Consider the following 13,435-nt stretch of genomic DNA (forward strand, 5'->3'; position numbering starts at 1 on the left):
CAGGCTCTATCCCTTATTAAACAAGCTGTTTAGCCTTCTTGTCACCCGTTAAGGTAAGTCCTATATTCATAAATATCGCTCAATTTAGCAATTGTAAAGAAAAGTTACAAAAAACGTAATATAGAATGGACAAGGGTTTTCGGCTGATATTCCGTTTTCCCCGAACTCAGGTTAAATACCCTTTTTTTCAATGATAATAATGAGGCATCTGCTCAATCCCCCCAAAAACAATCCTACATCATCAAGAAGCTAGCAACTCTGGCTGAGACATTAAGCTCTGGAGAGTCTGACGCATTTCGTTAATAGTCTGGAGTTGATAATCACCAGTTTCTTGAACTTGGGCCACAGACTCAGCAATTGCTTGTAGCTTATGACGTAAACCATCCAAAGCATCTTGAATAGGTTGTAATGTCTCTTGATAAAGATTGACTCGACCCCAACATTCAGCCGTCGCTGTTTTCAAGGATAGCAAGTTGGCTTCCATCTCTTTGATTTCTTGTTGCTTTTCTTGTTGGTCTTGGGTTTGAGTGTCAATCATGCTTTGATCCATCTCCATAGCAGCACGTATTTGCTCAATTTCATGTTCCAATTTTTGTAATTCTTGTGACTGTTGTTGTCGCAGGGTTTCTATTTGCAAGAGAATTGGCCCAAAATCAATTTGGTTTTCTTCTTCTGTATTGGCAACAGTCTGTCCTTGCCGACGTAACAGGATATTTTGATGTTGCTTAATTAACTTCTCTCGATGTAGCAAATTGCGCCGTTGCCCTACCAAAGTTTCATTTAACATTTGGTAAAGGTCTTTTTCGTCCGCTAGTTCCATGGCCAAATTAATTTGGTCTTGGTCTGGTGCTGACTTAATTTTATTTTGTAATTCTTCTATAGTTTCTTGCTTATATTTCAGTTCTTGTTCCTGGTCATGGACAAAGCTAGAATCTATTTCCAACTTATTTTTAAAATCTTGTACTATCTGTTGTAGTTCTTCTAGAGGCATTTTTTCTAAAGCTTCTACATCAACTTTTTGGCTCAGAACCACACCACCAGAAGTTGCGGCCAAAGTGTGCATTTGTTGATGTAATTCTTCATGATTTTGCAACTGCTCTTTAATGCTTTGAGCATAATCTTGTTTGCTGCTTAGAGTTGCGATATTTATCTTTAATTGGGATATTTGCTGTTCTAAAGAATTTTGTGTTTCTTGCCAAGTGTGTTGGCGATCGCCTAAAGTTTGCGATAGGCGCTCAATTTCTTCTTGTTGTTGAGTTGCTGTAGTTTTTTGCTGCTCCAGTTTTTCCCAGTGTGGGGTGAGAGTAGCTTGCTGGGTTTCCACTAATTCAAAGGCCAGATTCAGGTGTTCTCGGACGATTTCTGTCGGTGCAACTTTATCGGATAAGCGCTCAAGTAACTCGCTCATCACCCGACTTTGCTCCTCATCCAACACCGTTCCTTGTTGGCAATCTGCTTGATGCTCTTCTAGGCGGCGTTGTTCACCGCGCAAATGTTCCCAAGCTCCTTCTAACTCCTGACGATTACGCTCAATTTCTGCTTGCAACTGTTCAATCTGCTCATGGGATGTCTCAACTTCCTGTTTTTGTGATTCCAGACGTTGAAACTCTTCCTCCATTTGTTGCAACTGTTCTAAGCGCACTTCCATGTCCATTTCCCGGCGATTCATCTCTTGCGCCTGAAATGTCAGTGACTCCTTCCACTGATCAATCTCGTCTTCTTTCAGCTTAAATTTTTCCAACTGACGGGAGAAATTTTGCAAAATATTCACTAATGGGCGGCCTGCTTCCTGAATCCGCTGCACTTGACGATTCGGATTCAGTTCCACCAATACTAGTGCGCCATCATTTAGTTTACTGGCGTCTTCCGCCGCTATTACTTCTTCCGACACAGTACTCCAATTCTGGTCGGTTCGCTGACAAGCTAGCAGTTTCAGTTCAGTTTTAGCACCACCACTGAGTAAGCCGCCTTTCTGCTTTTGTACTTCTGCTAAATACAGCACACCGTTCGTCCTCTTGTGTACTTGATGTTCGTGTTTGGGGATATACCTTAGATAATTCTGTTAACTGCGCTTATTTCATCTAATTTGAGAAAAACAAGACAGACAAAACTATTTATAAACGTGGGATAACCGTCTTGATATTTATAGATAACGATTTGGCTACGCTTTTATATTTTGTACTGATAGCAGTGACGATGACTTCGGTGTTATCACTAGCTTTAGCTAAAATCATTACGAAAATTTACAGTTTGTTGCTAAATATATCTCCTGTTCGAGACTGGTTATAAAGGAAATAATACTTTGAGTACTTGTACCTGATTGGTCTGCTAAAAACAGAATAAAACTAATGAGCAAAATTAACAGAGAATGTAAACGGAACTACAAGGAGAGCCTTCAAGCTAAATGCAGGGAAATTTAAATGAAATTGATATTCGCAGTATCCTGCAATTGATTGAGTTAGGACAGCGAACTGGGCAACTTTTAGTAGAAGTCGGACTCAATAGTGACAGGCCAACAAACCACGAGACATCTAAATATCAGCATTCCTGGAATTATCCCAAACAATTTTGGTTCGTCTTCTTTCTCAACGGTCAAATTATTTACTGCCAACAAGGTGAAAGTAATTTGTCGCGCATTGATGATTACTTACGTTATTACCGTATTGAGTCCAAGCTTGATGAAAAACAACTTGCCTCTCTAGGTTGTCAGAACGCACCAGAGTATGGCTATCTCTGGGCCCTCTTAGAGCGAAATATCATCAAGCCTCAGGTAGCTCATAGTATCATCCACAACTTGGTCTGTGAAACGCTTTTTGATTTGCTGAGTTTACACCAAGGTAGTTTTATTTTCCGACAAGGTACAACGCTGACTCCGCAATTAACTAGCTTGGCAATTGCCCCTTTAATATACAAAATTACACAGCAAATCCAGGAATGGAAACAGCTTTATCCGCATATTCAGTCATCTGAACAATTGCCGATGCTCGCTGATATAGTTCAATTAAAATCTTCACTTCCCGCAGCCACTATTAACAAGCTACAGCATTGGGCAGATGGTAAAACTTCCCTGCGTCAACTAGCGCGTCATCTCAACCGAGATATTTTGACAGTTGCTAAGGCTATATATCCATATGTTCAACAAGGTTGGTTGCAGCTAGTATATTCAGATACTAGTAATACACCCACCTGTACACAAGATATAGAAGTGGATGGAAAGCATGGGGTGCGAGTAGTATGTATTGACGATACCAAAACTATCTGTGAGACTGTAGAGTCAATCTTACAGCCCAAAGGATATCAAGCGATCGCTTTGACTAATCCCTTAGAAGCAATTAGTCTGATTTTTCAACTCCAGCCAGATTTAATCTTGTGTGACATTGCCATGCCGGAATTGGATGGTTACGAAATTTGTGCCATGTTGCGGCATTCCACCGCATTTCAAAATATACCGATTATCATGCTAACTGGTAAAGATCAATTTATTGATCGAGTCAGGGCAAGAATGGTTGGAGCTACTGATTACTTAACAAAGCCTTTTGGCGATACTGAGTTACTGATGCTCTTAGAGAAATATATGAACCCACAGTCTTGTCTAGGAACACAAATCAAATACGAGACTTGTTGATTCCCTAAAAGTCGAGTAAAAGGTGTTATCACAGAACCAGCTAATTCAAGTGCCGGGTTATTATCTAGTACATTAGTGAAACAATAAAATTAATTTATACACTAACTATTTGCGGGGGATCAGGGAATGTTCCAAAACGGAACGTCTACATCAGGAGGTAGATAGGCATTTATGAGTACAGTTCTGATTGTGGAAGACAGTATCGCACAACGGGAGATGATTACAGACCTCCTGAAAGCCAGTGGTTTAATGGTCACTCACGCCAGTGACGGCGTAGAAGCATTGGAGGCAATTCAAACTACCCCTCCCGATTTAGTGGTATTAGATATTGTCATGCCTCGGATGAACGGCTACGAAGTATGTCGGCGGTTAAAGTCCGACCCCAAAACCCAAAACGTCCCTGTGGTCATGTGTTCTTCTAAAGGTGAAGAATTCGACCGTTACTGGGGGATGAAGCAAGGTGCGGATGCGTACATAGCCAAACCATTTCAACCAACCGAGTTGGTGGGAACAGTCAAACAACTGCTGCGAGGATAAGGATGAAAATAATATGGTCAGTAAACCGGACTTTTTAAGTGGTGGTGGTCAAGATAACTTTCGTCCTGAATTACAAGTAGAAAGTCCCGAAGGTGAATTACATTTGCGGTTTTACATTCCTTCGCAACAGGAGTTTGCCTTACCAGCAACTGGGATTCGCGAGGTTATGGAACTAAGTCCTGATAGAATCACCCCGATTCCTAATGCTTCTCCTTTACTTTTGGGTACTCTAAATTTACGAGGTCGAGTAATTTGGGTGGCAGACTTGGGTCAATTTCTGGGCGAAGCAACTGCTTTAAATACGGACAAAGCAGAAATTTCGGTGATTGCCATTGAAGAGCAAGACACCATAGTGGGTTTAGCCGTAGACGAAATCGGTGGTATGGACTGGCTGGATGTACAGCATTTGATGCCACCAACTAATCTACCAGATACGATGGCTCCCTTTTTGCGTGGAGAGTGGTTATTAAGTGCTAAAAATAATCAGTGTTTAAGACTGCTCGATCAAACGGCAATTTTGCGGAGTGCAAGGTGGGCAGGATGAAATTGGGAGGGAGCAAATGGCAGCAAGTATAAATGAATATCTAGAAACTTATAAGCAGGCTTGTACAGCTTATGCACAACAAAACTATGAAGTTGCCGCCACTTTAGTCGATGAAGTGGTACAAAATGTACCGGATGACCCCAATTGCCATTTGTTACGGGGTCACATCTATTATGTTTTGCAGCAATATGATGTTGCCCAGCAAGAGTACCAAAAAGTTTTGCAGTTGTCTGATGATGTAGAAATTATTAGTTTTGCTAATAATGGGTTGGAAAACATCAATCAAGACCAACAGCCACTAGAGCCAGATCTGGGGACTGAAGAAAATCATCAGCCAGAGCCAATAAATTTTGCCAGCGTATCTGATGATCTGGAAACTGGTACCTCAGACTTAGAAGATTTGGGGCAGTTTACTAATTTAGATAGTAATAACTTTGATTTCAGTTCCTTAGAAGATTCTCAATACAGTAACGCCGTAGAAGAGCCATCTTTAAGCAATCCCTTTGATGTATTGGCAGAAAGTGATGCCTTGAATCAAATACCAGATGCCACAACACCTTTTAGTGAAGATCCTTTTGCGATCAATTCCCATCCAACCGAGTCAGAATTGAGTGCTGACAAGGGTAATGAACAAGTTGAATTAGAATTACCCATGTTTTGGCAGGAAGACGGACTAGAAAGTAGTCGTGATTTATCAGATACAGACAATTTGCTAAAAGACAATAATAATGTTGATACACCTTTTGCCGAAGTTAATTTTCCTACAGAAAGTAATTTAGAAACTATCCCTGAGCGTTTGGATGATCAAAGGCAACAAACGCCAAATATAGATACTTTTCCAGTAATAGCAAATATTCAGGAAGATGAAACATTATTTCTGGATAAAGACCATTTTAAAAATGGTGCAGCAGAAACCGATAACTTGAAAAATAATCCTCAAGATAATTTACTGCAATCTGATCCAAGTAATTGGTTAGAGAAAATAGAAGTTGTTGAAAACCTTTCTGAAGCATCTTCATATTTAAATGGCAATTCCTCCCGTGACTATCAGCAGATACAAACTGATGCAGCGGCAGATACCGATAGCTTGGATAGTGATGAAGGTTTTGATTTTGAAGCCTTTGAATCGGCCTTTGGCTCGGATGGCACCACGGCTGATGAAGAGACAAACAGCATTCAAAGTAAAGGTAATTCTCAGAGTAATATCGAGTTTTTAGATGATTTTGACGAATTCGATGATTTAGGAAATATTCCTGGGTTTGAGCTAACAGACGCCGATTCTAGCTTTGGTGATGTGACAATGCTTTCTGGCTCATTAGAAACTAGTGGCATTTCACAGCATAAAGTTGAAGAGTCTAACCCCAATAATGGTACTAATGACCGCGATGATGAACTGTTTTCCATTACAGGTTCCCATACTGGCACCCAAGATGCAGTTCCCATTTTTACCCAAACTGATGCGTCGAAGCTAGAACCCAACGTCAGCGTCGAGCAAGGCTGGTTAGCACCTTTAGAAAATGCTCCTCTGGATATGAAGCCCTGGTTTGTCGCTGGCACTGTGGGTGTTTTTTCAGCTTTAGTAGTAGCAACAGTCAGCTTTGCAACTACCAGCTTTTCTCCACCAGAACAACGGGAATCATTACGGAACACGGGTTGGTCGATGTCACTAGCAGCGGGTTTTGCTAGCTTTGGTACCGCAGCCTTTATGGGCAGTCTGACACTCAAACAAATTCGTCGCACCACCAAGGATTTGCAGGCTCAGTTTGATGCCGTTCGCCAAGGTAATCTGAATGTGCAAGCCACGGTGTATTCCGAAGATGAATTGGGGCGGTTGGCCACAGGCTTTAATGAAATGGCGAGGGTGATTTTTACAACTACCCATGAAGCCCAACGTAAAGCCGATGAACAAGAAGAAGCCAAAGAAAACCTGCAACGCCAAGTAATTCGCCTATTGGACGATGTGGAAGGTGCTGCTAGGGGAGATTTGACAGTCCAAGCCGAGGTGACAGCAGACGTACTAGGAGCTGTGGCCGATGCCTTTAACTTGACCATTCAAAACCTGCGGGATATCGTTCAACAAGTAAAAGTAGCCGCCAAGGAGGTAACAAAAGGTGCAACCAACTCCGAAACATTCGCTAGAGCTTTATCTAGTGATGCCCTCCGCCAAGCGGAAGAGTTAGGAGTAACTTTAAATTCCGTACAGGTGATGACCGACTCAATTCAACGGGTAGCAGAAGCCGCCAGAGAAGCCGAAACTGTGGCCCGTGATGCCAGTGCCATCGCTCTCAAAGGCGGGGAAGCAGTGGAAAACACTGTGGCAGGGATTTTAGAAATTCGGGAAACTGTAGCGGAAACTACCCGTAAGGTAAAACGCCTAGCGGAATCTTCCCAAGAAATTTCTAAGATTGTCGCCTTGATTTCTCAGATTGCCTCCCGCACCAACTTGTTAGCACTCAATGCCAGTATTGAAGCTGCAAGAGCAGGAGAAGCCGGACGTGGGTTTGCCATTGTAGCGGATGAAGTGCGCCAGTTAGCAGATAAATCTGCCAAATCCTTAAAGGAGATTGAACAGATTGTGATGCAAATCCAAAGCGAAACAGGCTCAGTAATGACCGCAATGGAAGAAGGCACCCAACAGGTAATTAAAGGCACAAAACTGGCAGAAGAGGCCAAGCGATCGCTCGAAAATATTATTCAAGTAGCGAATCGCATCGACACTCTCGTAGGTTCAATTACCAGCGACACAGTAGAACAGACGGAAACCTCCCGTGCTGTAGCTCACGTAATGCAATCAGTGGAACTCACAGCCCAAGAAACCTCTCAGGAAGCTCAACGAGTTTCCGGTGCCCTACAACTGTTAGTAGGTGTTTCCCGCGACTTGATTTCCTCCGTTGAGCGTTTCCGCGTGGAAACCCTTGAATCTAGGTAATTAATTAGTCATTAGTCATTAGTCATTAGTCATTGGTAAATGGCTGTTGACTACTCATAACTTAGAACCCAGGACTGAGAACTTTTATTATGCTGCCGGAACAACAACAGCGGATTTTAGGTTACTTCATTGAAGAAGCCAGAGACCATCTGAATACGATTGAGCAAGGGTTATTAAATCTCCAAGACACCTTAAACGACCCGGAAATGGTCAACGAAGTTTTCCGGGCGGCTCACTCGATCAAAGGGGGAGCAGCCATGCTGGGATTAAGTAGTATCCAGCACACCTCCCACCGCTTGGAAGATTCTTTCAAAGTTCTCAAAGAGCATCCGGTTCAGGTTGACCAAAAGTTAGAATCTTTATTCCTCGGTGTTTCTGATACCCTCAAGGTACTATTGGAGCATTTAAGTGGACCCTTTGGTCTATCTGAAGAGGCTGCTAACACTCTGATGTCAGAAACTGAGCCAGTTTTTAAATGGCTGAATGAGCATTTAGAACTGTTGGTACAACAGGGAAATAATGGAGTAGCCAGCGATGCTAGGACAACAGAACTTAACCCTGGTGATAGCGTCAACACGCTCACCGAACTGTTCCTGCGGCGAGACATTCCCCACCTGGAAGAAGATAGCGAACAGACATCAACAGCAGCAAATTTTTCTGGAACATCTCAGGAAGAACATTCGCATGATCATTGGGAAGAATTTCAAACCCAAGTGCTACAAGCATTACGGGAAATGTTGCAACTGTTCAAACAAAAGACAACACCCGAATCTCGGTCTAATCTTCAGCAATGTTGTCAGCAGTTAGTCAGACTAGGCCAGACATGGAATTTGCCTCATTGGTGTAGTTTATGTCGAGCAGCCGCCAATGCGATCGCTAATACCGAAAATACCTATCTCACCTTAGCTAAAATCGTCATTACTGAAATCAAACAAGCCCAAGAATTAGTTCTCCAAGGTAGAGAAGCAGAAATTGTTACTAGTCAGCAATTATCAACACTTTTAGACTTGCAAGAACTGGAGTTGTTGCCAGATGAAGATTTATTTGATGCCCAACCTGTCGCAGTGACAGAACCGACATTAGATGAAGTATATTCTGGGACTACAGATAATGTTGCCAGTGAATTACCTACGATTTTACAGCCAACAGATAGCGTTAATAGCCTAACTGAAATATCAGAGCTATGGTTAGGTCAGGGTATTCCAGCAGTAACAGAAAACACTGAAACTACTGATTTATTTTTTGGTGATAACGAAGACATTAATATTACCAATATAAATATTGATCAAAACGGGCCAGAAGTAGGATTAGCTGAATTAAATACCCTGGCCGATTTATTTGAAGGTAAAACTCCAGAACTAGATGAAACTTGGCAACAAGAGGAAATTTTAGATATTACCTCTACCAGTGAATCGGGAGTAGATATTAATGACAATGATATTGAAGATGTCGATAACGATTTAGCTGATTTTCTTTCCTTTGATGAAAATAACAGCAATGAAGAACTGCAAATCAGCTTAACTACAACAGAAGATTTAAACTTATTATTTGGCAACAACTTCTTAGAAAAAGAGCATCCATACCTGCACAATTCCCCAAATTCTCCGGCTTCTAGAGAATCAGAACAGTCGCCACAGGAGATGCCAGGAAAGGAATTGGTCGGCAATTTATTAGCATTAGCACTGGATGAAAATGAATTACTGCTTACAGGTGAAGTAAATCAGCAATCAGCAGCACCAGCTAAACCGGAAGAAAATTCTGAAGATTTATTCTTAGAAATAGAACATAGCAATCTTGCTGACGAAATTTCTTTGAATGATTATACAGACGAAAACCCTAATATAATTCAATCAGATATATTAAGTTTAGATGGTTTGTTTGATGATGTATTAGAAAATAGCAAACTGTCTATTGATGAGTCAGAAATCAGTGATTTATTTGATGAACCACCTGCAATAGCACCAGAAATTTCTCACACTGACGATGATTTAAATGACTTCTGGAATCAGGGAATTGAAACACAACAACCAGAAATAGATGATCCTTTATTTGAACAGGATGTGGCAAAAGCCTTAGAAGAAAGTTTATTTGCAGCTGCGGCTTCTGGTGAAATTTTTGGTAACCCTGATCCTCAAGAGTCTATTCCTTCACCTCTAATCAGTTTTGATGCTGAAGAAGATGATCTCACTTCCCATCAACAAGATGAGATATTTTCATTGGATGCTGGTAATGGAGATGATTTATTTGCAGATTTAACAGCATTCAATTCAATATCAGATGCAGTTGATGATGATGACTTGTCTTTACAAGAAATTGCCGGCTTTTCTCAAACACCAGAAGCGCTAGATTCAATCCCAGAATTTACTAACCAGCCAGTAGAGACATCTGGGGTAGATTCTCCCGATAGCTTTGGGGATTTAGAAATTGATTTATTCGATAGTCTCGATGAAAATGAAGCTGATAATTCACAACTATCATTGTCAGAGATAGCTCCTCCAGATCATTCAACTTATATTCAATTAGATATTGCTGATAATCTTATAGAAGATGAAAGATTATTTACATCAGAAATAAATTCAAATATCAGGTTACCAGAAAATTTAAACTTACAACAATTACAACCTGAAATAGAGTTGTTAGATATTAATGTTGATTCTCATTCTATAAATGAAGTTGACGTTACAAATATAATAGTAGATAAGGTAGATGAGATAGTAGTTGCTGAAGATGATTTATTCGCCACAGCAACTGAAGATTTAGCAGTCAATGATTCGGTTGAAGAAGAAACAGAGATAACGTCAGCAGATACTGAAGATGAAGATTTATTCGCCATAGCAACTGAAGAATTAACAGAAAATGAGTTGTTTGAGGAAGAGATAGATATAACGTCAGCAGTTACTGAAGATGAAGAGTTATTCGCCACAGCAACTGAAGAATTAACAGAAAATGAGTTGTTTGAGGAAGAGATAAATATAACGTCAGCAGTTACTGAAGATGATGAAGAGTTATTCGCCATAGTAACTGAAGAATTAACAGAAAATGAGTTGTTTGAGGAAGAGATAGATATAACGTCAGCAGTTACTGAAGATGATGAAGATTTATTCGCCCCAGCAACTGAAGAGTTAGTAGTTAATGATTCGGTTGAAAAAGAGACAGAAATAGCGTTAGTAATTACTGAAGATGATGAAGATTTATTCGCCACAAAAACTGAAGAGTTAATAGAAAATGCAGGAAATTTATCAGAAGAACTGTTGAACATAGTTCAAATATCTGACAATGAAAATACTACCTATGTTTTTCCTGAATCAGAGACGGCAACAGTTTATCAAGAAGAAGCTAGCCCACACAGTAATACTGATACTTATATCCAAGATGAATTTGCTGAGTTAGAAGCATTACTAGAAGCTGAAGGAGATGTAAATTCTCATGCTAGTTCCATGCTGGAAGAAGATTTTGCAGCACTAGAAGCTTTACTGAGTGCAGATAATCATGAAGAAGCAACAACATCTACTAGCCAGCAATCCTACACCCCACAAATTCGACCAACTACCAACCAAAGTGCCAGCAACACAATTTCATCAGCAGATATCAATGATGAATTTAGTGATTTAGAGAAACTGTTGGCAGAAGCAGATCACACCATATCCCACTCATCAGCAAGCAAACCACATACAACTAAGATTCCCCGTTCCTCTACTCGTCGTACTGCCAGATTTGAAGAGACAATGAAGGTGCCAGTTAAGCAACTGGATGATATGAGTAATTTAGTTGGGGAATTAGTTGTAAATCGCAACACCTTAGAACAAGATCACGAACGACTGCGCCAATCGCTAGATAACTTGCTAATTCAGGTGCAACATCTTTCAGATGTAGGCGCAAGGATGCAAGAATTATATGAGCGATCGCTCTTAGAAGCCTCTCTTCTCGCCAGTCGCAAAACTCAAGCAACTAAAACCACACCAGAAATTAACTTTGATGCTGATCAATCGAATGCTGACACAGACAGAGGTTTTAGCGAGTTAGAAATGGATCGGTTTACCCCTTTCCATACCCTGTCCCAAGAAATGATTGAATTTATTGTCAGGGTGCGTGAGTCAGCGAGTGACATTGATTTTGTGACTGAAGAAACCGAAAGAGTAGCGCGTCAGTTCCGCCAAGTGACTACTCAGTTACAAGAGGGATTAACACGCGCCAGAATGGTGCCTTTTTCTCAAGCAATCGATCGCTTGCGTCGAGGAGTGCGCGACAATGCCATCAAGTACGGTAAACAAGTAGAGTTGGTAATTGAAGGTGGAGATACCTTAATTGACAAGATGATTTTAGATCATCTCACCGATCCATTAACTCATATGTTGAATAATGCGATCGCCCACGGCATCGAAACCCCAGAAATCAGACAAGCAGCAGGTAAACAACCCGAAGGTTACATTACCATCCGCGCCTTCCACCAAGGTAACCAAACAGTGATTTCCGTGGGAGATGACGGCGCAGGTATCGATCCAGAACGGGTCAAAGTTAAAGCAACTCAAATAGGCATGATTACAGCAGCCCAGGCTAAATCCATTTCGCGCATGGAAGTCTATGACCTGCTATTCCAACCTGGTTTTAGTATCAAAGACCAAGCCGATGAAATTTCTGGTCGCGGTGTCGGGATGGATGTCGTGCGGTCGGAAATTAGTGAAATTCGCGGCATAGTCAATACAGATTCCACCATCGGCAAGGGTACGACCTTTACCATTAGGCTGCCATTGACCTTGAGTATTTGTAAAGCACTTTGCTGTGTTTCTGATAAAGCGCGAATTGCCTTCCCGATGGACGGTGTGGAAGATACCTTAGATATACCACTCAAAAGTATCCAGCATAATGCCGATGGGCAATCTTATATTTCCTGGCGCGATACAGTACTGCCTTTTAGACCGTTGAAAGAACTTTTAACCTTTAATCGTCAGTTGAGTCGCGGTAATGTTTATGGTGGCAACCGAGATGATGATATGGTTTCAGTTGTAGTGGTGCGATCGGGAAATACCTTAATTGCTTTACAAATTGACTTGGTACTCAGTGAACAAGAAATAGTAATTAAGCAATTTGAAAGTCCCGCACCCAAACCCATTGGTGTTGCTGGTGCTACAGTTCTAGGTGATGGGCGCGTTATGCCGATTGCTGATGTCTTGGAGATCATCGATATCTTCCAAGGACGGATTTCTAAACACGGTACTGGTACTTCTTGGCAACAACATGATGATTTCAATACGCCAGAAATTCTTGTGGAGAAAATTGATCCGACAGTGTTGATTGTCGATGACTCCATTACTGTGAGAGAGTTACTGTCACTGACATTTAACAAAGCTGGTTATCGCGTTGAACAGGCGCGTGATGGGCAAGAAGCTTGGGATAAACTGCGTTCTGGTCTACCTTGCGATATCGTATTTTGCGACATTGAGATGCCCCGTTGCGACGGACTGGAATTGCTTTCTCGCATCCAGAAAGACTCTAACCTCAACCACCTACCCATCGCTATGCTCACCTCACGGGGTGCCGACAAACATAGACAAATGGCAATTCAACTCGGTGCTAGTGGTTACTTTACCAAGCCATATTTAGAAGAAGCTTTACTGGAAGCCGCCGTGCGGATGTTGAAAGGAGAGAAACTAGTAAATGCTTGATAATTTGGTAATAGAAGCAAAATTAACCTTGTCTTGTGATGAGCGATCAAAATATCATTACCATTGAAACTTTTGTTTGACTAAAACTCTGGACTACACAGAAAACAATATTTTTGTAGGATGTAAAAAGGTATTTG

General features: G+C 41.3%; 6 protein-coding genes. 5 read left to right on the forward strand and 1 reads right to left on the reverse strand.

What is annotated here, in order from left to right:
• Positions 1–241: 241 nt before the first annotated feature.
• Positions 242–2,002 (reverse strand): pilus motility taxis protein HmpF, encoded by a 1,761-nt coding sequence (gene hmpF / locus ACM0OS_RS01145; protein WP_414541314.1) that lies wholly within the window; start codon positions 2,000–2,002, stop codon positions 242–244.
• A 402-nt stretch (positions 2,003–2,404) separates the two neighbouring features.
• Here hmpF and ACM0OS_RS01150 point away from each other — a divergent pair, with 402 nt between their 5' ends.
• The 5 genes from ACM0OS_RS01150 to ACM0OS_RS01170 all read left to right on the forward strand — a co-directional run bounded on the left by ACM0OS_RS01150 (position 2,405) and on the right by ACM0OS_RS01170 (position 13,298).
• On the forward strand, positions 2,405–3,625 hold the full coding sequence (locus tag ACM0OS_RS01150; RefSeq protein WP_414541315.1) for a response regulator: 1,221 nt from the start codon (positions 2,405–2,407) through the stop codon (positions 3,623–3,625).
• Positions 3,626–3,796: 171 nt separating this feature from the next.
• Complete coding sequence (locus ACM0OS_RS01155; protein ID WP_414541316.1) at positions 3,797–4,162, forward strand: response regulator transcription factor; 366 nt, start codon at positions 3,797–3,799, stop codon at positions 4,160–4,162.
• A gap of 13 nt (positions 4,163–4,175) precedes the next feature.
• Positions 4,176–4,706 (forward strand): chemotaxis protein CheW, encoded by a 531-nt coding sequence (locus ACM0OS_RS01160; protein ID WP_414541317.1) that lies wholly within the window; start codon positions 4,176–4,178, stop codon positions 4,704–4,706.
• Between the two features lie 16 nt (positions 4,707–4,722).
• Complete coding sequence (locus ACM0OS_RS01165; protein ID WP_414541318.1) at positions 4,723–7,635, forward strand: methyl-accepting chemotaxis protein; 2,913 nt, start codon at positions 4,723–4,725, stop codon at positions 7,633–7,635.
• Between the two features lie 89 nt (positions 7,636–7,724).
• A complete protein-coding gene (locus ACM0OS_RS01170; RefSeq protein ID WP_414541319.1) occupies positions 7,725–13,298 on the forward strand; it encodes a response regulator in 5,574 nt (1,857 codons plus the stop codon).
• The last annotated feature ends 137 nt before the right edge of the window (positions 13,299–13,435 follow it).

Source organism: Nostoc sp. CCY0012 (genome assembly GCF_963920855.1).
In the GTDB taxonomy this organism is placed as follows: Bacteria; Cyanobacteriota; Cyanobacteriia; order Cyanobacteriales; family Nostocaceae; genus Cyanocohniella.